General features: G+C 35.6%; 20 protein-coding genes. 6 read left to right on the forward strand and 14 right to left on the reverse strand.

Features of this window, described 5'->3' with window-relative positions; translation table 11 throughout:
- The first annotated feature begins 269 nt into the window (after positions 1-269).
- Positions 270-452, forward strand: a complete 183-nt coding sequence (locus tag Q0951_RS04515) for a hypothetical protein (RefSeq protein ID WP_299334788.1) — start codon at positions 270-272, stop codon at positions 450-452.
- 41 nt (positions 453-493) lie between these two features.
- Here Q0951_RS04515 and Q0951_RS04520 read toward each other — a convergent pair whose 3' ends face one another.
- The 4 genes from Q0951_RS04520 to Q0951_RS04535 form a co-directional block, all read right to left on the reverse strand.
- A complete protein-coding gene (locus Q0951_RS04520) occupies positions 494-1,999 on the reverse strand; it encodes a serine hydrolase domain-containing protein (RefSeq protein ID WP_299334790.1) in 1,506 nt (501 codons plus the stop codon).
- Positions 2,000-2,388: 389 nt separating this feature from the next.
- Positions 2,389-3,969, reverse strand: coding sequence for a hypothetical protein (locus Q0951_RS04525; RefSeq protein WP_299334792.1), 1,581 nt, complete (start codon positions 3,967-3,969; stop codon positions 2,389-2,391).
- A 71-nt stretch (positions 3,970-4,040) separates the two neighbouring features.
- A complete protein-coding gene (locus Q0951_RS04530) occupies positions 4,041-4,622 on the reverse strand; it encodes a hypothetical protein (RefSeq protein WP_299334794.1) in 582 nt (193 codons plus the stop codon).
- Complete coding sequence (locus Q0951_RS04535) at positions 4,606-5,163, reverse strand: RNA polymerase sigma factor (RefSeq protein WP_299334796.1); 558 nt, start codon at positions 5,161-5,163, stop codon at positions 4,606-4,608. The genes Q0951_RS04530 and Q0951_RS04535 overlap by 17 nt, the downstream gene beginning before the upstream one ends.
- A gap of 170 nt (positions 5,164-5,333) precedes the next feature.
- On the opposite strand from Q0951_RS04535, the gene Q0951_RS04540 reads away from it, so the two are divergent.
- Together Q0951_RS04540 and meaB are read left to right on the forward strand one after the other, a co-directional pair.
- Positions 5,334-5,906, forward strand: a complete 573-nt coding sequence (locus Q0951_RS04540; RefSeq protein ID WP_299334798.1) for a DUF2911 domain-containing protein — start codon at positions 5,334-5,336, stop codon at positions 5,904-5,906.
- A 4-nt stretch (positions 5,907-5,910) separates the two neighbouring features.
- Complete coding sequence (meaB, locus tag Q0951_RS04545) at positions 5,911-6,990, forward strand: methylmalonyl Co-A mutase-associated GTPase MeaB (protein WP_299334800.1); 1,080 nt, start codon at positions 5,911-5,913, stop codon at positions 6,988-6,990.
- Here meaB and Q0951_RS04550 read toward each other — a convergent pair.
- Complete coding sequence (locus Q0951_RS04550; protein ID WP_299334802.1) at positions 6,980-7,918, reverse strand: NAD(P)-dependent oxidoreductase; 939 nt, start codon at positions 7,916-7,918, stop codon at positions 6,980-6,982. The genes meaB and Q0951_RS04550 overlap by 11 nt on opposite strands.
- 98 nt (positions 7,919-8,016) lie before the next feature.
- Between Q0951_RS04550 and Q0951_RS04555 the strand changes: the two genes are divergently transcribed.
- Positions 8,017-8,733: a glycosyltransferase family 2 protein gene (locus Q0951_RS04555; protein ID WP_299334804.1), complete on the forward strand. Its 717-nt coding sequence runs from the start codon at positions 8,017-8,019 to the stop codon at positions 8,731-8,733.
- Between the two features lie 4 nt (positions 8,734-8,737).
- On the opposite strand, the gene Q0951_RS04560 is transcribed toward Q0951_RS04555, so the two are convergent.
- The 8 genes from Q0951_RS04560 to Q0951_RS04595 form a co-directional block, all read right to left on the reverse strand.
- A complete protein-coding gene (locus Q0951_RS04560) occupies positions 8,738-9,313 on the reverse strand; it encodes a phosphatase PAP2 family protein (RefSeq protein WP_299334806.1) in 576 nt (191 codons plus the stop codon).
- Positions 9,313-9,540, reverse strand: coding sequence for a hypothetical protein (locus Q0951_RS04565; RefSeq protein ID WP_299334808.1), 228 nt, complete (start codon positions 9,538-9,540; stop codon positions 9,313-9,315). Before Q0951_RS04565 ends, Q0951_RS04560 begins: the two co-directional genes overlap by 1 nt.
- Positions 9,541-9,547: 7 nt before the next feature.
- Positions 9,548-10,930: an MATE family efflux transporter gene (locus tag Q0951_RS04570; RefSeq protein ID WP_299334811.1), complete on the reverse strand. Its 1,383-nt coding sequence runs from the start codon at positions 10,928-10,930 to the stop codon at positions 9,548-9,550.
- Between the two features lie 323 nt (positions 10,931-11,253).
- Positions 11,254-12,357: an ATP-grasp domain-containing protein gene (locus Q0951_RS04575; RefSeq protein WP_299334813.1), complete on the reverse strand. Its 1,104-nt coding sequence runs from the start codon at positions 12,355-12,357 to the stop codon at positions 11,254-11,256.
- A gap of 53 nt (positions 12,358-12,410) precedes the next feature.
- The gene (locus Q0951_RS04580) at positions 12,411-13,358 is read right to left on the reverse strand and encodes a nitronate monooxygenase (protein WP_299334816.1); all 948 of its coding nucleotides are present in this window, start codon (positions 13,356-13,358) and stop codon (positions 12,411-12,413) included.
- Complete coding sequence (locus tag Q0951_RS04585; RefSeq protein WP_299334819.1) at positions 13,359-14,969, reverse strand: S8 family serine peptidase; 1,611 nt, start codon at positions 14,967-14,969, stop codon at positions 13,359-13,361. It abuts the gene before it with no gap.
- A 69-nt stretch (positions 14,970-15,038) separates the two neighbouring features.
- Positions 15,039-16,226 (reverse strand): tRNA 2-thiouridine(34) synthase MnmA, encoded by a 1,188-nt coding sequence (mnmA, locus tag Q0951_RS04590; protein WP_299334821.1) that lies wholly within the window; start codon positions 16,224-16,226, stop codon positions 15,039-15,041.
- Between the two features lie 168 nt (positions 16,227-16,394).
- Positions 16,395-17,099, reverse strand: coding sequence for a toxin-antitoxin system YwqK family antitoxin (locus tag Q0951_RS04595; RefSeq protein ID WP_299334823.1), 705 nt, complete (start codon positions 17,097-17,099; stop codon positions 16,395-16,397).
- An 82-nt stretch (positions 17,100-17,181) separates the two neighbouring features.
- On the opposite strand from Q0951_RS04595, the gene Q0951_RS04600 reads away from it, so the two are divergent.
- Both Q0951_RS04600 and Q0951_RS04605 read left to right on the forward strand, forming a co-directional pair.
- Positions 17,182-18,603 carry a fasciclin domain-containing protein gene (locus tag Q0951_RS04600; RefSeq protein WP_299334825.1) on the forward strand — a complete coding sequence of 474 codons (1,422 nt, stop codon included), beginning with the start codon at positions 17,182-17,184 and terminating at the stop codon, positions 18,601-18,603.
- 412 nt (positions 18,604-19,015) lie between these two features.
- Entirely contained in the window at positions 19,016-20,536 is a 1,521-nt protein-coding gene (locus Q0951_RS04605; RefSeq protein WP_299334827.1) for a tail fiber domain-containing protein, read from the forward strand.
- A 73-nt stretch (positions 20,537-20,609) separates the two neighbouring features.
- Here the strand turns inward: Q0951_RS04605 and yidC are convergent, their stop codons facing one another.
- Complete coding sequence (yidC, locus tag Q0951_RS04610; RefSeq protein WP_299334830.1) at positions 20,610-22,523, reverse strand: membrane protein insertase YidC; 1,914 nt, start codon at positions 22,521-22,523, stop codon at positions 20,610-20,612.
- Positions 22,524-22,527: the final 4 nt, after the last annotated feature.

The raw sequence follows: 22,527 nt of genomic DNA on the forward strand, positions 1-22,527 counted from the left end.
TGACAGGCCTGCGTTTGAGAGAGCTACCAAATGTCACTTAGTGACTGAGATTCCTCGCTATACTCTGAATGACAAAGTCAAGACGATTTATTTGTCATTCAGAAGGAGGAACGACTGAAGAATCTGTATATAATTTTTAGGTAAGAGATGCTGAAATATTGCACTTCGTCAAGCTTCACTTGGTACCTTTGTGTCAACATATATGTTGACTCTCGGTAATGCTCAGTGTGACAGGTCTACGTTTGAGTGAGCTAACCAAATGTCACTTAGTGACTGAGATTCTTCGCTATGCTCTGAATGACAATAAAACAACTTCATTTGTCATTCAGAAGGAGGAACGACTGAAGAATCTGTACATCATACTAGGTTCTGAGATTCCGTATCAAGTACGGAATGACGTCGATCTATTTTGTTCATATCGTCAACCTGAACTTGTTTCAGGTTCTCATTAGTATTGCAAAAATTCCGAATCAGGTGTTAAATGACAATGTCTCTATTTCTTTAAAGCTACTTCCAAAGCTTCCGCTTTATCTTTGGCATACTGCAAAGTGCTGTCCATTGCAAAACAGGTTTTGTAGTTTTCAAGAGCTTTCAGGCTATCCCCTTTCAGTATTAAAGCATCAGCATAGCTATCATAAGGATTTGCCGAATCTGGATACATATCAACATTAAGTTTAAAGATCTTTAAGGCATCATCAACGCGGTTTTCATTAATGAGTCCGTAGCCTAGAATATTCAATTCTGATTCGTCAAAATTATAATCATCGGCATGATTAGCTTTCAAGTCTTTATAATGCGCAATGGCCTTATCGATATCCTCAGTAAATATATGCTCAGCAACTGTATTTTTGATACTTGGTTTTCTGAGTTCAAAAGGCTTCCCCTCTCTAATACTACCCATAGCAGACATCACATTAGCATAGGTTTCTGCCGAATTATTGGTCAGCACAATAAATCCGCTTTTATCCTCCACTTCATTATGTAAAAACGTAGCAAAACCAACCCAACCGCCAGAGTGACTCACCACTTTAGGCTCACCTGGATTGTACTCTAAAAACCACCCAAAACCATAGCCTGTATATTCACCATCGTTTGTTTTTCCAGAAGTCCAAGCTTCATCTAAATAGTCTTTAGAAATGATGGTATAATTAGCCAAGGCCATATTCCATTTGTAGAGATCTTGCAAAGTGGAATAAACCCCTCCATCACCTCTAACCGCATTAAGAAAATGGTAGTCGTTTAGTTTGTTGTCTTTTTGATTGAGTGCTGTTTCATAACCAAACACGCGATTTGGCATGTTTGGATCTGCACCTTCTTGATACTTATATAAAGTGGTATTGGTCATCCCAACAGGATCAAAGATGTGTTCTTTAAAAAAGTCACTTAAATGTTGTCCAGAAATCTTCTCAATAATTGTTGCCAATACTAAATACCCCGTATTACTGTATTCCCAGCGTTCACCAGGCTGAAAATCCAGTTCAGGACCCACACGATAGAATTCTTTTAAGACCTCATCGTTTCCAAGCAAGTAGGTTTTTGTCGAATCCTCAGGTGTCCAATGCATAGCCATCAAACGCTCGTAATCTGTGAGTCCAGACACATGGTGCAGTAGTTGTCGTACTGAAATGTTATCATAAGGAAACTCAGGTAAAATGGTATTGACCTTTTGATCGTAATCGAGTTGTCCAGCTTCTTTGAGTTTCATGATTGCCATTCCTGTGAATTGTTTACTTACGGAAGCCAATCGGAATTGTGAATTGAGATCTAACGAATCCATCGGATTGATAGAACGTAATCCATTAGAACTTTTAAAAACAACCTCACCATTCTCGTACACCAGAATATTTCCGGTAGGTATCCCTTGAGATGTCATTTGAGTAACAAAGTCGGCATATGGACTTGTTGTGTCTTCGGTTACTGTTGAATTAGAATCGGTTTTACATGAAAAAAAGCATACCAAAACAAGGTATACAAGCGCTAATGGTTTAAATGATGTCATCTGTTTTGATTGAAGTGTTTACTTCATAAAGATAAGAGTTTAAATGAATTGTTACAGATGTGTTGTAAGTTTTGGGATAAAGATGCATTATTGGATTTGTCATTCAGAAGGAGGAACGACTGAAGAATCTATGTGAAGTTTTTGGATATGAGATGCTGAAATATTGCACTTCGACTCACGCTCAGTGTGACAGGTCGAGGTTTGAGTGGGTTGCCTAATGTCGCTTAGCGACTGAGATTCTGAAATATTATACTTCGTCAAGCTTCACTTGGTACCTTTGTGTCAACATATATGTTGACTCCCGGTAATGCTCAGCATGACAAGCCACACAAGTAAGTATCGTTTAAAGATTGAGTGAAGTAAACAAATGCCACTTTGTGACCGACTGACTAGTCTTTTAGGACTACATCGCTATACTTGGCATTAAGTACGATGGTTTTACCTGAGTTTCTATCGTTAGGATAGTTCTCAATGGTTTTTTGAGACGTTAATTGATCATTTAATCTGGAGCGATTGCCTTTAAAGTATACACTATAATCTGTTTTAGGCAACGAAATCACAGCTTCACTATTTTCTAATATAATATTGAGATTACTAAATGTATCTGCAATATTAGAAATGACCAGATCGCCAAAACTACCATCAATAATAGCATTATTGGTAAGGTTTCGCAAAATAATATCCGACGAATTGCTATTCAACACCAAACGCTCAACCGTTTCAATTTGTGCATCTTCAACATACTTTAAATTCAGTTCACCTACGCTCCATCTTACAATATCCACAGGAGAATAAGACACATTGATGGAAGTCTCGCTTCCATCAATGTGATTTGCTACTAATGTAGCGTGTGATATATCTGCTTTTAGGTTGTTGATTACCGAAGACATTTTTAATTCACCATGTCTTACGTTCATATTCAATTTAGCCTTTTTAGGCATCTTGATCTTGATGGTACGTTTTAGGTTGTCACCTCTCATCTCTAAACGTCTTGCCAGACTTTCACGACGATGATCATGTGCTTCTTGGCGCTTTTCATGCGCTTTGTGACGTGCTTCCAAACGCTTCTCCATTATTTCAGCACGCTTTTCCATTTCCTTTTCTCTTAGTGCCATACGTTTCTCGATCTCCTTACCTCGTAATTCCATCTCTTTTCCGTATTTCTCACCCCAAACTTCCATTTTCTTAGCCCATTCTTTGTCAAAACGTTTTCCAAACTCTTCGCCCCAAGCTTCCATTTTCTTACCGTAGTCTTCTCCAAAGTTCTTTCCAAATCGCTCTCCCCAAGCTTCCATACGTTTCTCATAATCGGAGAAATCAACCTTAGCCATTTCTCGTCCCCAAGTTTTCATTCTCTCCTTGTATTCTTTACCGTACTTCTTTTCGTAGTCTTTACTCCAACGCTCTAAATAGGCTTCTCCATCCTTTTTATACGCTTCTGTATCAAAACTAACATTACTAATACCTTCAGGAAGTTCTGGTAATTCAGGGAGTTCTGGCATTTCAGGAACCTGAAGATTGGCCATTTCTGGCATTTCCGGCATTTCTGGTAATTCTGGCATTTCTGGCATTTCTGGAAATTCTAATTCACCTAAAACTTCAAGAGCTTCGAGTGCTTTCAGCGACTCTAAATTAACATGTAAGTTGCCCAAGTCTTCCCATGAGCCAGAGTGACCTTCCGAAGAAATCTTTACATAATCTCCAGAGCCTGTAACTTTCACATTCCAGTGTTTAAGTGCTTCCTGTAGTTCTTCCTTAGATAATTTTTCACCTTCAATATAAGCTTCAATTTCTAAGGTGTTTTTATTCCATGTATCAATTTCTATTTGAACATAGCTGGTATTGAGATCGATATTAACATCTTTGGTCACATCTACCCTCTGTGATAATTTTGTTAGCTTCTGTTGCGCAGTAACACTCATGGTGATACAACAAAACATTAACATAACTATTTTGAATTTTGTTTTCATGTCTTTATTTTTTATTCTGAAATCATAACTGCTTGCTAAAGCCTGATTCGAATTTCAGATCATTTGGTTTGTTAAAAGTTTTTAGCTTCTTCCGAAGTATTTAAATCATGTAATTGTTCTTTTAGACGATACAATAAATTGAGACGCAACTTTAAATTATCGATCAATGCGCTAACGGTCAATTCGTTTGGACCATTTTCGGTAAGTTCAACCGACAAGCGTTTGTACTCCTGATTTAACTCTGCAAGTCTCACAACATATCCATCAAACAGTTCTTTATTATCTGGTGTTAATTTCACCTTTGATAATTCTAAGTTGATGTTAGCTAAATAGTAATCTTCAACTTTTTTCAAATCTGGTGAAATGTCTCCCAGTGATTTTAATTGCTGTTCTTTTTCAGGATTTGTTGTCTCTACAACTTGTGGCAGCACTGATTTTGGCTCTTGAAAGAACTTATAGGCTCCAAAAGCCAAACCTAATAATACAACCACACTAGCTGCAATATAAAACACACTGAAACGATTTTTGACTGATGGATCTTCTGGTAAAGCTTTGTCTAACTTTTCAAGAAAACGTGCTTCGTGGCCTTCGCTCATTTTTAATTGCGATGTTTTCTCTTCATTTTTAAATAAATGTCTAAGATCTTGTGCCATTTTTAATAGGTATTAAAAGTTCCTTTAATTTCGATTTTCCTCTGGAGAGTTGTGTTCTTGATGCGACTTCTGTAATTTTTAAAATTTCAGAAATCTCTTGATGATCATAGCCTTCCATAAGATATAACATCACTACATAGCGATATTTATCAGGCAGCTTTTTAATAGCATCTTTCACTTCGTCCAGTGTTATTGTATCATCAACTAACCATTCGTTTTCATAACTCTCATCAACTACTTTCAGATGCACCTGATCCAATTCCTGCAAGTGTTGCTTCTTGGATTTTAAACAGTCAATAGCTTTATTTACAACGATACGTTTTAACCAGGCTCCAAAAGTAACTTCAGCTTTATACTGATTGAGTTTTGCAAATGCTTTGATAAAGGCTTCTTGTACGATATCTTCAGCTTCCATAGAATCTTTTACAAAGCGCATCGCAACTGCATACATCCCATCACAATACTGATTGTATAGTTTTAGTTGCGCAAATCGATCATTCTGCTTGCATCTCTCAATAATGTCAACTTGAAGTGTCTTCAAATCTCTTTTGGTTTGGTTGTGTTCACTTTAAAGACGATGCTAAAAAGTGAGTGTTGCAAAATTTGTTACTTTTTTTTAATTTAATAAGAAAAATGAGTCGCTCTTCGTTATTAGTTTAGCATTTCATTTATATTTGATAACGAAAAATTACTATCATCCTCTTTTAAGCTATGAATACGTTTTTAAAACGCCTACTTGTTACTTTGTCTGTTGTTGCACTCGGACTTTTTATTTACTCCTACTTTGTAGAAAATATTTTTGCTTCTCGACTGAGTCCTAAAGATACAGTAGAATTTAGATTGAACGACCTTCGACTTGAAGTATTCTACAACAGACCTTCCAAAAAAGGACGGGACGTTTTTGGCGCTTTAGTCCCTTATAATAAAGTTTGGAGAACAGGTGCTAACGAAGCTACAACATTTGAAACCAACAAAAAATTAATGATTAAAGGCATCTATGTGCCTGAAGGTAAATATACGCTCTGGACGGTTCCAAATGATTCTTCATGGAAAGTCATTTTAAACACCAAACAATATTCCTGGGGAGTTGATGAAGAAATGCAACCCATGTGGGATCCTAATTATGATCTTTTGGAAATCGATATTCCTGTGGAAAAATTAGACAGTGTTGTAGAGCAATTTACAATAGCTTTTGATAATTCTACAGACAACCTGAAACTTACTATGGCTTGGGATAAAACAAAAATAGCAGTACCTTTAAATGTAATAAACGACAAAAAATAAGGGTTTGTTAAAAAAATCAAAATCTTCAGCATTACATGAAAAAGAGGGTGTATCTCCATCTGAGATTACCAACACAACTTCTATTAAAAGTATTCAGAAGAAACGACGCGTACAACCCACTACCGAAGACCTAGTCTCTGAAATATTAAACGGAAATATCACTGCACTAAGCAGAGCGATTACCCTTGTTGAAAGCTCTAATCCTAAACATCTTGAAAAAGCTAACGAGATTATTCAACATTGCTTACCTCATGCAAATACTTCGATTAGAATAGGAATCACAGGTGTTCCAGGTGTTGGTAAAAGTACATTTATTGAAGCCTTTGGAATGCATTTAACAGCTTTAGGTAAAAGAGTTGCTGTGCTTGCTGTTGATCCAAGTAGCAGTTTGAGTAAAGGCAGTATTTTGGGCGATAAGACCAGAATGGAAGATTTGGTAAAAAATGACAATGCGTTTATTAGACCCTCACCTTCGGGAACATCGCTTGGTGGTGTAGCTCGAAAGACTCGTGAAACTATTATTTTATGTGAAGCAGCTGGATTTGATACAATAATTATTGAAACTGTTGGTGTTGGACAAAGCGAAACTGCAGTACATAGCATGGTCGATTTCTTTTTGCTACTGAAAATTGCAGGTGCTGGAGATGAATTGCAAGGTATTAAACGTGGAATCATTGAAATGGCTGATGCCATAGCCATCAATAAAGCCGATGGTGAGAATCTCAAAGCGGCTAAATTAGCCAAAGTTGAATTTAACAGAGCGCTTCATTTGTATCCACAAAAGGATTCAGAATGGCAACCAAAAGTCACCTTATGTAGCGCGCTCAAGCGTGAAGGCATTGATGACCTTTGGGCTTTGATCACAGATTATATGGCTCATACTAAAGCCAACAATTATTTTGAACACAACCGAACAGAGCAAAATAAATTTTGGCTACTACAAACCATTGAAGAACGTTTAAAATCTGATTTTTTTAATCAACCAAAGATTAAAGAAGAACTGAAAGCTCAGTTACAATTACTTGAGGACGGAAAAACCACTCCTTTTGTGGCTGCAGAATACCTTTTAAAACTTAAAAATTAGCCTTATACCACTCCACTTGTTTTCTAACAGCTTCCAATAATGTCGTTTGCGGATTGTAATTTAATAATCGTCTGGCTTTATCGATATTCGCTTTAGTACGCGATTGATCTCCTGGACGCTTAGGAATGACATTCAATGTAATAGATTTCCCCAGAACTTGCTCAACAGCCTCAATACCTTCCTGAGTGGTGTGTTCAACCTCTGTCCCTAAATTGATGATCTCGCCATCTACCTTAGTTTCATTTCCTATCACACTCACTACGCCATCAACAATATCTCCTACATAGGTAAAACTACGTAAGTGTTTATCACTACCTTCAAATAAAGGAAACGGTTTGTCTTGCAAGCCTAAAGCAATAAGTTTGGTATACATTTTTTCAGGACGCTCACGTGGTCCTATCACTGAGTACAATCGTAAGGAACAAGCTCGCATTTGTTGTTCTCTACTTTTTTGGAGTACCAATTGTTCGGCTGCTAACTTGGTAACACCATAATGTGAAGCAGGCTTTGGTGCTTTATCTTCTGGAAATGTTGCTTCTAATCCGTATATGGATGATGTTCCGATATTGATAAACAACTTCAAAGCTTCACAGGACATAGCATAATCAATAAGATTCTTGGTTGCTATAATATTATTACTGAAATAGTCCTCAAATGTAGAGGTTTGAGAAATACCAGGTTGAGCAGCAAAATGAAAAATATAATTAATGTCGGTTGGCAAGTCTTTAGCAAAATCGGAATCGCGTAGATCTTTTTTTGTGACAACAATACCTTTTTTGGTTAAAGCTTTAGCATTTAGATCTTTCAATTCCTGATCGTAATAATCATTAAAATTATCTAAGGCAATAACCTCATGACCTAGAGCATGCAAACGCTCTGCTGTATGTGAACCAATAAAACCAACAGCTCCTGTAACTAGTATTTTCATGTATACAATTTGAAACTACAAAATAACAATTTTTAAATCAAACCAAATCAACTGCATGCAGATAAAAATGAATATTTTTGTATACAAACTTTCCATGAATGGATTATAGATTCACGATTATTGTTCCGGTTTATAATGAAGCAGATAACCTATTGCGTGTTGAACAAGAACTTGTAGATTATCAAAAACATTCGGCCATTGCTACTAAAATCCTTTTTATAAATGATGGTTCTCTAGATGAGAGCCAGATCCTTCTGGACACTATTTGTGACAATCATGATGGTTTTAATGTGTTGCAATTCAGGAAAAATGAAGGACTAAGCGCAGCTCTTAAAGCAGGTTTTGATCATGTTACTACAGAACTTGTTGGATATATTGATGCTGATCTTCAAACTACGCCTAAAGATTTTGATTTGCTATTAGCTCATATTGATAATTACGATTTGGTTACTGGAGTTCGAACGCAAAGAGAAGATAATATTATAAAGCAACTATCTTCAAAGATTGGCAACAGTATTCGCAGGCTATTTACTAAAGATGGTATGGACGATACAGGTTGTCCGTTAAAAGTGATTAGAACAGAATATGCTAAGCACATCCCAATGTTTAAAGGTTTGCATCGTTTTTTACCTGCAATGATTTTACTTCAGCATGGAACCATAAAACAGGTGCCAGTTCAACATTTTCCCAGAATTGCTGGCAGTTCAAAATTTGGACTTCGGAAACGATTGATATCTCCTCTCATGGATTGTTTCGCTTATTTATGGATGAAACGAAAATCCATAAACTATACGATTAAAAAAAAGAGCTTTTAGTTCCTTAGACTAACTTATATCTTGACTGGAGGTACTTGTCTAATTTGTAGAATAAAAATCCAGAAAAAGCTCCAAAGAGCATTCCACTCACAACATCTAACGGATAGTGCACTCCTATATAAATGCGACTATAGCCCATAGCGATTGCCCAAACCATCAAAATATAGGGTAAGAATTTATATTTAGATCGTAACATTAAACTCGTAAACACAGCTACAGCCATTGAGTTTGATGCATGCCCTGAGAAATACCCGTATTTCCCACCGCAATACTCTTTTACTAATCTAAACATGCCTTCGATATCGCCATTGTGACATGGTCTGAGTCGCATAACTAACACCTTTTTAAAAAGGTTAGTAATTTGATCTGTAAACGTAATCATTAAAGCAACCACTAAGAGTGTTAGCAAGAACATTTTAGTGTTAAGTCGCTTATACATGAGATAAGCCAATAGCACATAAAAAGGGATCCAATTGAATTTGGTGGTGTAGAACATCCAAAATCCATCCCATGTTTTAGTTCCTAAGTTATTTAAATAGATAAATAATTCGGTATCAAGTTGTACTAGTTCTTCTAACATTATTCGTCGTATCTGGAAACTTCTCTATCGTAAAAATCGGTTGCAGCTTGTATTAAATTTTCGGCCTCACTTTCTATTTCACGTTGATCATGTTCATCAAACTCTTCAAACCACTCGACATCATCATCTTCGAGATTGATAATAAATCTTGGGAATTCGGTATGAATCACATATATCGCATTTGGATAATCCGTATTATCTCCGAGAATAAATTTTGGTAATTCCATATTGTTCTTACGCGTTAGTATTTGACAAAATTAACTTTTTCGTGAGATAATTAAATCTAATAAACAATAATATTGCAGCAGTGGTTAATCCAGCAAGTAGACCAAGCCATATCCCAAAACTACCATAGGCCTCTTCTTTTCCGAGGAAAAAACTAATAGGAAACCCAACGACCCAATAAGAAATAAAGGTAATTATTGTTGGTATTTTTACATCTTGCAAACCTCTAAGAGCTCCTAAAACAACAACTTGGATACTATCACTTATCTGAAATATAGCTGCTGCAATCATCAATTTAGCTGCAATACTGACCACTTCGGTATTATCTAATAAATTCTTACTATCATCAAAATCGACATACAATTTTGGTAACTCATTATGAAATAAGAAAAAGATAGTTCCGAAACAAATTGCTAATAAGATTGCCAACATAAAAATAGAAAATGCTATTCTTCGCAATTCAAAATATTGATGTAATCCTTTTTGATTTCCAACTCTTATCATAGAGGCCACACTTAATCCCATTGCGACCATAAAAGTCATCGATGATAAATTAAGAGCTATTTGATTGGCTGCCTGAGGATTTTTACCTAACAAACCACTTAACCAAATGGCTGCTGTAAAAATGGCTACTTCAAAAAACATCTGCATCGCACTTGGCGCTCCTAAGTTTATAATTTTTCTGAGCATTAACTTTTCAAGAACAAAGATCTTAATGTTGGTGACATAGGCTTTTGATTTCTCTTTTTTAGTTAATAACCACCAAAGATGTGCAACCATAATAAAACGAGAACATAAAGTTCCGTAGGCAGCTCCTACAATACCCAACTCAGGAAAACCAAATTTTCCAAAGATCAAAATGTAATTCAACACTACATTAACAATATTAGCCAAAATAGTAGCATACATAGGATATCTGGTCATTGACAATCCATCGCTAAACTGTTTGAACGCCTGAAAAACTATGAGCGGAATTAATGAAAAGGCAACCAGAGTCAGGTATGGTAGAGCAAGTTCAACCACTTCAACAGGCTGTTTCATAAAATATAATAGTGGTTTGGCAAAGAATACTGAAAAAAACAACAAAATTCCTAATACAGTACACAGAAACAAACCATGCTTAAAGGAAGATTTTCCTTTAGAAAAATCATTAGCTGCATCTGCCTCAGCAACCAGAGGTGTAATAGCTGTTGAAAATCCTATTCCAATAGACATAGCAATAAACATGAAACTATTTCCGAGGGAAACCGCAGCCAGTTCTGCAGTACCTAACTGACCAACCATGATATTATCAACAAAACTCACAAAAGTATGTCCGAGCATCCCAAGAATAACTGGTGCAGCTAACTTAAAATTGTAATTAAACTCTCTAGTGTATTGTGATAAGATCAAAAGCTATTTTTTTAATGGCCAAAGTTAAAGTATTTGGTTTGGGTTATCCCAAAGAAGGTCAAGTTTTACGATCTACCACAATTCAATTGTTTGATTATTATAAAGTTATGAACGGTAATTGTTAATAAGTTGAACTGTAAATAGTTATAATTAATTCCTGAAACTATTATTTTTATCATCAATAAATACCTTATTGTAGTAGGTTAGGTATTTGGGGTAGAAACTTTTTTAGCTATTATTTTAGAGGGATTTAAAAATTTTGTTGTTAAAAACGTTTCAGACAAAAAGAGGCTTTGTCCTCTTTTTGTTGTTTATAGACTTTACTAAAATTGCCTTCCTAACCATTCTCTAAATTTATATAACGTAGGCAAGGGATCATTTAAAAATGTTTTCACTTCGGTATTGTTCATTAAGTATGATCTTTTTAAGATAAATGCTGGTCGACGCTTAATAGACGAAAAAACACCTTTTAAGCGCATATAACTTGTATGTTCATATCCCGTATTTAACACTGGTTGACCATGAGCTAATTGTATGACCAAATCTGGAAAATTAATTCCTGCAACACGAGACGCTTCAATACTACCCCAAAAACGAGGGTTGATTTCAATGAGTTTGTAATCATTGGCCTTTTTATCATATCGCATATCCAAATGAGCCACACCTGACCAATCAAGCTTTAGCATGACTTCTCTGACAAGCTCAAATACCTTATCATTATCTACAAAATCAAAACCAAGTTGCGGAGCAAACGGACTATGACCCTGTAAAGTCCCTTGCTGAATAGTGTAAGTTATTATTTTTCCGTTGCGACATAGCACACTACAATCAATGTCATAACCCTCAATATATTCCTGAATAAACAGAGGTTGACTGATGTTGGGAATCTGCTTCTCAAAATCGGCTTTGGTCGTTATCTTAATAATTCCATCACCACCTTTTTGATCTTTAGGCTTTATTAGTATAGGAAAATTGATTGTAGATAACATCGCTTGCTTATCGCTTTCCGAAGTTATATTAAATGATCTGGGATGCCGAATCTCATTTGTCTGAGCAAATTCACTTAAAAGTCTTTTTTCTTTAGCAATTTCAAAATTTGTTAATTCAGGTAGAGGTATGATCTTAGAAAATTGAGAGATCGTTTCTTTGTGCTTAATAAAAAAATATAGTTCAGACTCGGCTATTGGTACAACAATGGAGATGTTATTAGCTTGTATCTCATTTTTGATTATCTCTAACCAATTAGCTTCAGTAGTTCTCTCATAATACTTGTAATACGAAGTGTATTTCGAATATTTTGTAGCTGTACGCTTTTTATTGGAGAGCACAAATAGTTTGTAGCGCTCTACATGAGATAAACATTGTATCACAGATAAAGCCCATGTGCTGTCACCATCTGGCACTAAAACATGTAGTTTTGTGCTCATATTATCATAGAGAGTAAATAATTAATAGGGATTCAATATCAAATATACTATTTTTAAAACGTAATATCTTGTGATTGCTTTTGAGCACTTTTAAATTCCTGAATCATGTCCTCAACAATTTGAGCAGCAGGCTTAATATCATGGATTAATCCTGCAATTTGACCAATCTCTAATTCGCCATCTTCCAAATCACCTTCAAACATCCCACGTTTAGCTCGGGCACGACCTAACAGTGTTTTAAGTTCTTCAATGGATGGTCCTGTTTTATAGAGTTCCTGAACTTCATCAAAGAATTTATTCTTTATTAAACGAACAGGTGCCAATTCTTTCAAGGTTAATTGAGTGTCACCTTCTTTAGCATCAACAACCACGTTTTTAAATGCTTCATGAGCAGATGATTCTTCACTAGCAACGAAACGGCTTCCAACCTGAACCGCATCTGCACCTAGAATCATTACCGCTAGCATAATTTGTCCGGTAGCAATTCCTCCTGCTGCTATTAACGGAATCTTTAATTGTTCTTTAACCATTGGAATTAGCGTTAAAGTAGTAGTTTCTTCTCTTCCGTTATGACCACCTGCTTCAAAACCTTCGGCAACCACAGCATCAACACCTGCGTCTTGAGCTTTCAATGCAAATTTTACACTACTCACTACATGAACTACAGTGATTCCTCTTTCTTTCAACCATGAGGTCCAAGTTTTAGGGTTTCCTGCTGAAGTAAATACAATCTTTACACCTTCGTCCACAATAATATTCATGATCTCTTCGATGTTTGGATATAACATCGGAACATTAACTCCAAAAGGTTTGTCTGTTGCTTTTTTACATTTTTGAATATGGTCACGAAGCACATCCGGATACATTGAACCTGCGCCAATTAAACCTAATGCTCCTGCATTACTAGCTGCGGAAGCAAGTCTCCAACCACTATTCCAAATCATTCCAGCTTGAATAATTGGATATTTGATATGGAAGAGCTCAGTAATTTTATTAGCCATTTATGATTTTATAAGTTTAAATGTTTTTGAAGTATTACCAGATTGAAATAATAGAATATAGATACCTGGCGATATTGAAGATACATCCAACTGACTGGCAGAAGAGTTAACTTCTTGTTCTAATATAATTTTCCCAAGCGTATCATAAACAATCATTGTTGTTGTTTCATTAGCTGTAGGAATCTGTATGCTTAAAATGTTAGTCACAGGGTTTGGATACACCTTAAAACTAAAAAACGTCTCTTCCTGTAATGAAAGTCCAATGTCTCTGGCTATTTCTAAATTTGGAATCCCATAGCCTAAAAAATAATCTGGCGTAGTGTATTGTGATGCAGATTGCCTTACATATTGTTTAATCTCTTCATTTGTTGCATCAGGCAAAGCTTGCCATAATGAGGCAATACCTCCAGCCATTATCGGAGCACTAAACGATGTTCCATTATTATTAACAATAGTATTGGTGTCATCAATTACAAAAGCTGCAGCTCCTCGAGCTACAACATCTGGTTTCTGTGAAGGTTGAAAAGCACTTCCCTGAGAGCTAAAACCTGCGTATTCACCATCGGCATTAACAGCACCTACAGTTAACACCCCTTGAGCATCAGCAGGTGCACCAACACCAGTAGCACCAGAATTTCCAGCTGATATAACTACCAGAATTCCTTTTTCATTAGCAATATCAGCTCCTCTTGTAATAAAAGCAGTTGCTCCATCTAAATCTTCAGGAGCATAACTATAGTTTTGATTTTGATAGGTTCTATAACCTAATGAACTATTTATGATATGTACACCAAGACTATCAGAACGTTCCGCAGCTTCGACCCAATAGGCTTCTTCAACTGGTGTCTCACTCGAAACATCTTCGGTCCTAAATAGATAATACGTCGCATCTGGAGCAGTTCCTACAAACTGATCTTGAACAAAGCCTGCCATATTACTTAAAACTTTCGTTCCATGATCATTTCCTATGAATTCATAAACATTTTCATTTCGTCCAACAAAATCATAACCATCTAACAAATCGCCATTATCACGCAAACGTTGAAAAGCAGCCATAGTATCTGCATTTGCAAACCCTGAATCCAGAACAGCAATAATAATACCTTCTCCTGTATAATTTTCCAGATGAAGTGCGTTGGCATTGATCATGTTAACCTGATTTTGAGTATCTCCATAATTAAAATCTACAGTTGCATTTTCAATTGCGAATTTATCTGAGATCTCAGCAGACCTAGACAAGGTGTTTAAACTCCTATCTGCAAATTCAACAGCCTCTACAAATTCAAAATCTGAGACTAATGCATTAATATCCTCTTCAGATCCACGAACATAAACTGCATTAAACCATTTGGACTTTGCAAAAACAGTCACTCCTGTTTCAGGAGCTTTGAGTTGAGTAATGTAAGCTTCGTTGACAGGAACATCACGTTCATCTATACTTATACCATGATTACTTTTGCGATCGATGGCTTGTTGAGTTAAAATGGTGATTGGATTATCAATTGCATCTTGCACATTTTCTTTTGCGTTGAAATAAACCCAAGCATCTTGTTCCTGAGCGATAGCATTCAACTGAAATAGCACAATACAAACAAGTAGGATTTTCTTCATAGCAATTTATATTTCATTTAAAAACCAGGTTGTTTTTTAACTTGAAAAATAAGATTTCTGTACTGCAATTTAAGAAATTACTCCCGAACCTACTAATTCGTCATCCAGATACCAAGCCACAAACTGACCTTCTGTAATTGCCGATTGTGGATTTTCAAATTCGACAAAAAGACCGTTATCTACTTTGTAGAGTGTAGCTTTCTCAAGAGGTTGTCGGTAACGAATTCTAGCTTTGACTTCCATAGTTTCATCTACGTCCAGTGTTAGATCTTCACGAATCCAATGTAATTCATCATTAGTAACAAACAAAGCTCTTTTTAAAAGCCCTGGATGAGATTTTCCCTGACCAGTATAAATAACATTGTCATCAACATCTGTTTCAATAACAAAGAGAGGCTCAACAGTTCCTCCAACAGCCAGACCTTTTCGTTGCCCTTTAGTAAAGTAGTGTGCACCTTGATGCTTTCCAACGATTTTTCCGTCGGAAACCGAGTAATTGATTTTCTTTGTTAAATACTGAAGTTCTTTTTCTTTAGAATCGAATTTGGGACTATCTGAAGTATACAAAGCTTTATCTTCAGGAATTTCAACAATCACACCTTCCTTTGGCTTTAATTTTTGCTGAAGAAATTCTGGTAATCTCACTTTTCCTATGAAACATAAACCCTGAGAATCCTTTTTATCTGCAGTGACCAAATCTAACTTAGTTGCAATATCACGAACTTCAGGTTTGGTCAGTTCTCCAATTGGGAAAAGCGCTTTAGATAATTGTTCTTGAGATAATTGACATAGGAAATAGGATTGATCTTTGTTGTTATCTACACCAGACAAGAGCTGATAGATAGTTTGCCCATCCTTTTCAAAAGTACCCTTCCGACAATAATGCCCTGTTGCTACATAATCAGCACCAAGGTCTAATGCTATTTTCATAAAGACATCAAACTTGATTTCTCTGTTGCAAAGCACATCTGGATTTGGCGTTCTTCCTTTTTGATATTCATCAAACATATAGTCTACAATTCGCTCTTTGTATTGCTCACTTAGATCTATGGTTTGGAATGGAATACCCAATTTGTCAGCTACCAACATGGCATCGTTACTATCGTCTAACCATGGACATTCATCTGAAATAGTCACAGAATCATCATGCCAATTTTTCATAAACAAGCCAATAACCTCATAGCCTTGCTCCTTTAATAAATAGGCAGCAACACTTGAATCTACACCTCCTGAAAGTCCGACAATTACTCTTTTCATCTGATAGTCAATATTCTTTTTTATAGGACAGATGGAACACTTAAGTTCATCTTAACTAAATCTAATAAACACCTTATTCGCGTGTTTCATTTTGCAAAATTAAGAAATAAAAATAGCAACAGGATATCTGCTGCTATTATAATTACCTATACAATGTATTAGTTTAGACTATTGCTTTTTCGGATTTTTACTTCGCTTGGTATGGTCTTTAGTTTTGACAAGTTTTCCGCCTTCATAGTATTTCCATATGCCATGCTTAAGATCATTTTTGTAGGCGCCCTTTGCTGCAATATTTCCATCTGCATCATAGTATGTAGATACGCCGTTGAGCTGGTCATTTTTATAGAGAAACTTTTTAAGGACATTTCCATTTTCAGCATACCAAATAGATTCACCTTCGAGTTTGCCATTGCTGTAATTTGATCGTTCTGCAATAGAACCATCGGTATATAATATTTGCTTTTCTCCATCAAGTTCACCATTATCGTTATAGTATTCAATAGACATAATGTTATCACTCTTATTATGGTAATAGATCCACTTCCCAAAACGAAGTTTGCCATTCATCTGTCCTTCACTGATAAGCTTTCCTTTGGAGGACAAAAACTTAACCAAAGCGTTGTTATTCTGATCATTAAACTCTTTTGTTGCACTCAACACACTCTTTCCTTTACTGAGTTTATAGAACTTAAAGATTCCTATTTCTTTTCCATGGTTAAACTGTCCTTCATATCGTAATTCTTTAGTTTTATCAAAGTACTTCCTCCAAATTCCATGGCGTTTACCATCTTCATCAAACTGATTTACAGTATTTTGAGCATTTAAACTTAAAGATGCAATTGTTAAAATATATATAAAAAAATGACGCTTCATCTAGTTTTGTTTAATCATTTGTTAGATTTGTTGAACAGACTAATTTTTTATTAATAATGTTGAACAACAAAAACTCAAAAAAATGAAAATTATTTCAAAAACATTAAAATTTCTACCGTTATTTTTATTTGCTCTTGTAATTGCATCATGTAGCAATGACGATGATGGTACTCCAGTACTACCACAACCTCAAAATATTGTGGAGATCGCTGCTGGAAATTCAGATTTAACAAGTTTAGTAGCTGCTTTACAAGCTGCAGATGGAGATTTAGTAAACGTATTAAGTGGTAGTGGTCCATTTACTGTACTTGCTCCAACAAATGCTGCTTTTGCAACATTTTTAAGCGACAACGGATTCTCACAATTAAGTGATGTACCAACAGATCTTTTATCACAAGTATTATTAAACCATGTTATTTCAGCAGATTTAACTTCAGGTGATTTAGTAGGCTTAGGAGCAGGATACACAAGTACTAACGCTACAGGTGTTGGTGGAAGAAACTTAAGTATTTACTTCAATACTGATGGAGGCGTTGAATTTAACGGCATATCATCTGTGACTCCAGATGGTGCTGATATTGATGCTTCAAATGGAACTATACACATTGTAGACCGAGTAATCGGACTTCCAACAATTGTAGACCATGCTGTGGCAAATCCTGGATTTAGCAACTTGGTTGCTGCTTTAGGCGCTGCTGATGGAGACCTTGTAAACGTTCTTAGTGGTGCTGGACCATTTACAGTACTGGCACCAGATAATGATGCATTTGTTACATTTTTAGACGGAACACCATTAGGAGATGTTCCAACTGATGTTTTAGCCAATATCTTATTAAACCATGTTATTGGTAGCGATGTCGCTTCTAGTTCATTGGTAGCTGCTGGAGCTGGATATACAAATACATTAGCAACAGGACCAAATGATAACAATCTAAGCTTATATTACAATACTAGCGATGGTGTTCGTTTTAATGGTGTGTCTTCTGTAGATCAAGCGGATGTCATTGGAACAAACGGAATTATACATGCTGTAGGTACTGTAATTGATATTCCTTCAGTAGTAACATTTGCAACTGCAGATCCAAACTTCTCAACCTTAGTAACTGCGTTAACAGATTTAACACCAGCGACAGACTTTGTTGCAACACTATCAACTGCAAACGGAACAGCTCCTGCGCCTTTTACAGTATTTGCGCCTACAAACGCAGCTTTCGATGCATTAGACGCTATACCAGCAGAAGATGTATTAACGCAAGTATTATTACACCATGTTTTAGATGAGGCCAATGTAACGTCTTCTGATTTAATAGAAAGTAATGGAGCAAATCCAACAATGTTAAACGGACAAGCCATTACAATTAGTGTACCAGGCACAGGAGATAACATTGCAGATGTTACAGATGGTGCTGGAAATACAGATGTAGGAATTGTAGCGGTAGATGTACAAGCCGGAAACGGAGTCATCCACGTATTAAACAAAGTGATGTTACCGTCTGCTGATTAATCACATTCTTATAAGTTCATTCGAAATTGATTAATAGCAGTAATTGAATTAGAATGAATTCAATGAAGAGCCTCTAGACCATCTAGAGGCTCTTTTTATTGGGCTACGTTTCAAAATTATTTACACACTATTATTACTGTTTGAAAATGACATTACAATAAATAACAAATGCATTAATACAAAAAGTCCTTAGATATCAACTAAGGGCTTTTTTTTTAGATTGAGCAGGACTATATGTTAAACGCAACGTCTTCGCTTACAAAATTACATTTACCTGATAATCAAAACAATAAGAATATTTGCAAAGAATCAATCTCAATGTTAATATTTGTTTAATGTTTTGTTAATTTTATTAAACAAAATTCAATTTTTAAGTAACTTTAATAAAATTAATGCAAAAAAAATTAAAATTATGAAAAAAACATTACTCTTTATCACGTTGTTAAGCGCCTATTTAATGTTTGGCCAAGCAACTACAAATCAATCAGTTGGAACCGTTAACTCAAGTATAACGAATCCAACTGGACCTCAAGCCAGTGAAATCTTTAGATTTAGAGCTGGTAATGTGACACAATTGGATGATGGATCCAATTTTACTTTCAATAACTCTCGATGGTTTGCCTTAGGTCGTGTGCCTACAGGTTCACAATCTGTGTATGGATTACGTTTTCAAATCCCAAATAAGTCATTAACTTTTGGTTATCAAAACATCAACAACGCTAATGACAAACCTAGAATCCAATGGATAGGCAGTGATGCGAGTAGCAATGACCTTGAGTTTAGAGTTGCTAATAGCTTTACCTCTACCAATTCTACTCTTGTAGCAACAATGGATAATGAAGGAAGTACAACATTTGGAAGAGTTCGAAGTATAGGTGCTTTTTCAAGTCTAGCCAGAGTAGAAATCGACAATATAAGTAGAGGAGGCTTAAAAGGAAGTACCGCTACTGGTTTAAAGATAAACTCAGATCCTATATCCAAAAGTAATACGTGTAGAGGAATTGATATAACATCAAACGCTGGTAACATCTTTAATATTGGCGGTAATATCCTAACCCAAGGACCGAACAGTACTGGATTAAACTTACAAACTAGTGGAACAAATCGAAGTATAGGGATTAGTTCTAGAGTTACTAGTGGTAGTAATGAAAAGATTGCAGTTTTTGGATCAACATTTCTTACTAGCGGATTTGATGCTGCTATTTACGGTGAGGTTAGTTTAGGAGGTTCAAACAGTTTTGCTGGCTATTTTGACGGAAATGTTTTCACTACAGGATCTTATTTGCCATCAGACAGAAAATTAAAAGAAAATGTAAAAGAAGAAACAAACGTGTTAGAACGTCTGGCGCTCCTAAGACCAATTACGTACGATTACAAAATAATGAGCGAAATAAGTTTATCTGATAAGAAACAACATGGTTTCATCTCACAAGAATTTGCAGAAGTATTTCCAGAACTAACACTAGACATCACAAAACCTGTTTTTGATAAAGAAGGAAATACTACATCAAAATTTTCTTTTAAGTCGATTAATTACACTGGAATGATCTCTATCTTGACAGCAGCTGTTAATGAACTTAATGATGAAGTTAAATTACTCAAGGAGGAATTAGCAGAATTGAAAGGTCAGAAACTTTCAAAGGAAAGCAATAACGAGTTATCCACAGAAAATAGTACAGGAGCTCAACTTGAGCAAAATATTCCAAATCCGTTTACAGATCGAACAACGATTCGTTACCAATTACAGGAAGGCGCTAGCGATGCCAGCTTAATGGTTTTTGATATGAATGGTAGAATTGTTAGAGAGTTCAAACTATCAAATAAAAGCGGTGAAATTACCATCAACGCATCGCAAATAGGCAAAGGAATGTTTATATATAGTTTAGTTCTAAATGGTCAGGAATTGATCTCTAAAAGAATGATTATAAAATAAAACTACTTGCAACCAACCAAAAGAGCCTTTAGAATAGTCTAAAGGCTCTTTTATATGTTCTATTTAAACGTTCTTACTTCTTTCTCTTCTGCTGTGCTTGCTTTTGTTGCTCTGCCTGCTCCATCATCTGAGCCATTTTCTTCTGAAATTTATTTTGCTTTTTAGGCTTCGTTTTATTCACCTGAATCTGCGCGTGAATCTTGTCTTCGTCTAAAATATAATTCTTGATGACGATCATGATACCAATACTAATCAAGTTAGAGATAAAGTAATACAAACTCAATCCTGAAGCATACTGATTAAAGAAAACTAACATTAACAATGGTGAGAAATAAATCATATACTTCATCATCTTGCTCATATCTGGCATACCTTCTTGTGTTGGTTGTGATGCCATTTGCTGTCCTGTAGTCATCTTCATATAGAAGAAAATTGCTATTGCAGCCAAAATAGGGAATAAACTCACGTGATCTCCGTAAAATGGTATGTTGAATGGCAATTCGGCAATCACATCATAAGAGGATAAATCATCTGCCCAAAGGAAACTTTTTTGTCTTAAATCAAAGGCTGTAGGGAAAAACATGAATAAAGCATAAAACACTGGCAGTTGAATTAAGCCAGGAAGACATCCTGCTAACGGACTTGCACCTGCTTTGTTCTGTAATGCCATAGTCTCTTGTTGTGCTTTCATTTTGTTATCCTTATGCTTCTCTCTGATGGCGTCTAATTCTGGTTTAAGGACTCTCAGTTTCGCTTGAGATAAGAATTGTTTGTATTGCACAAAAGACATCATTAATTTAATTAAGATGGTCATCACAATAATGGCAATACCATAAGGTAGGAATGAACTCAGAAATCCGAATAAAGGAATGAACAGCGCTTTATTGATCCATCCAAAAATTCCCCATCCAAAAGGAATACTTTCCTCAAGATCATATTCGTATTGTTTTAAAACTTTACTATCTGTTGGTCCAAAGTATAATTGAAAATTATTATCTGCTTCACCACCATTGAACGTGAGAGGTAATTTAGAGGCAAATTGTTTTGTAAACACGGTATCGACCTCCTCATCCTGTACAAGATCTGTAGTAGCAATAGTCGCTTTTTTGAAGGGTTTATCAGCAACGAGTATAGAACTAAAGAAATGCTGTCTGTAAGATAACCAACGGGCTTCTTCTATATCCTCTTCGTCTTCACCCATTTGAGCTAACTTGTCAATTTTATCACCTTCATACATGTAGGTTAAACGCGTATAGCGATTTTCGTAAGTGATACTTTGATCATGACGAAATGCCTTTAATTTCCAATCCAGGTTAATATCCTGAGAACTATTTACTAAAGTGTTCAGGCCTTGGGAACGAATTGAAAAGTCAATCATGTAGTTATCAGACTTCAACTCGTAACGATACTCTAAAAATTTAGACTCTGAAGCCTTGAATTTCATTGAAACCACTGTATTATCTCCATTCTTAGTCACAGTTGGTTCGAAATATTTGTCTTCAGTATTTAAAATTCTATTATCAGTTGTTGGTAATGTGATATTAAATGCAGCATTACCATTTTGAATTAAAGCGATTGGAATAGAATCGTAGTCTACAAATTCTTTAAGAATTACTTCGGAAAGAAATCCTCCTTTATTACTAAATTTCAAGTCCAGCACATCTGTTTCTACTGTTGTATAGGTATCGGTTGCCGATGGCAAAGTAGACGAATAAGCAAACGCTCCTAATTTATTTTTTAAATCTACAAGTTTTAAAGAGTCACCAGGCTGAGGCGCTGAAAAATCTTCAGCAGTGGTTACTTTTGTAGACTCATTAGATGTTGTTTGTTTTTCTTGAGCTTTCTTTTCAGCTTCAAGTTGTTCTTGTTTTTCCTGTTCGGCTATTTCTTCAGGAGAGGGCGCATTTTGCCACATCATAAAGAGTAATATTCCGAAGATAAGAATAAACCCTATAATTGAATTTAGATCAAATTTTTTTTCTTCCATGCGT

This window comes from uncultured Psychroserpens sp. (assembly GCF_947501425.1).
GTDB lineage: Bacteria > Bacteroidota > Bacteroidia > Flavobacteriales > Flavobacteriaceae > Psychroserpens.

What these genes read in the sequence shown, in the direction of transcription:
- Q0951_RS04560 (WP_299334806.1), bottom strand. Translation starts at nt 9,313, where the DNA reads ATGTTAGAAGAACTAGTACAACTTGATACCGAATTATTTATCTATTTA.
- Q0951_RS04565 (WP_299334808.1), bottom strand. Translation starts at nt 9,540, where the DNA reads ATGGAATTACCAAAATTTATTCTCGGAGATAATACGGATTATCCAAAT.
- Q0951_RS04530 (WP_299334794.1), bottom strand. Translation starts at nt 4,622, where the DNA reads ATGGCACAAGATCTTAGACATTTATTTAAAAATGAAGAGAAAACATCG.
- Q0951_RS04525 (WP_299334792.1), bottom strand. Translation starts at nt 3,969, where the DNA reads ATGAAAACAAAATTCAAAATAGTTATGTTAATGTTTTGTTGTATCACC.
- yidC (WP_299334830.1), bottom strand. Translation starts at nt 22,523, where the DNA reads ATGGAAGAAAAAAAATTTGATCTAAATTCAATTATAGGGTTTATTCTT.
- Q0951_RS04550 (WP_299334802.1), bottom strand. Translation starts at nt 7,918, where the DNA reads ATGAAAATACTAGTTACAGGAGCTGTTGGTTTTATTGGTTCACATACA.
- Q0951_RS04585 (WP_299334819.1), bottom strand. Translation starts at nt 14,969, where the DNA reads ATGAAGAAAATCCTACTTGTTTGTATTGTGCTATTTCAGTTGAATGCT.
- Q0951_RS04540 (WP_299334798.1), top strand. Translation starts at nt 5,334, where the DNA reads ATGAATACGTTTTTAAAACGCCTACTTGTTACTTTGTCTGTTGTTGCA.
- Q0951_RS04595 (WP_299334823.1), bottom strand. Translation starts at nt 17,099, where the DNA reads ATGAAGCGTCATTTTTTTATATATATTTTAACAATTGCATCTTTAAGT.
- Q0951_RS04580 (WP_299334816.1), bottom strand. Translation starts at nt 13,358, where the DNA reads ATGGCTAATAAAATTACTGAGCTCTTCCATATCAAATATCCAATTATT.
- Q0951_RS04520 (WP_299334790.1), bottom strand. Translation starts at nt 1,999, where the DNA reads ATGACATCATTTAAACCATTAGCGCTTGTATACCTTGTTTTGGTATGC.
- Q0951_RS04605 (WP_299334827.1), top strand. Translation starts at nt 19,016, where the DNA reads ATGAAAAAAACATTACTCTTTATCACGTTGTTAAGCGCCTATTTAATG.
- Q0951_RS04555 (WP_299334804.1), top strand. Translation starts at nt 8,017, where the DNA reads ATGGATTATAGATTCACGATTATTGTTCCGGTTTATAATGAAGCAGAT.
- Q0951_RS04575 (WP_299334813.1), bottom strand. Translation starts at nt 12,357, where the DNA reads ATGAGCACAAAACTACATGTTTTAGTGCCAGATGGTGACAGCACATGG.
- mnmA (WP_299334821.1), bottom strand. Translation starts at nt 16,226, where the DNA reads ATGAAAAGAGTAATTGTCGGACTTTCAGGAGGTGTAGATTCAAGTGTT.
- Q0951_RS04600 (WP_299334825.1), top strand. Translation starts at nt 17,182, where the DNA reads ATGAAAATTATTTCAAAAACATTAAAATTTCTACCGTTATTTTTATTT.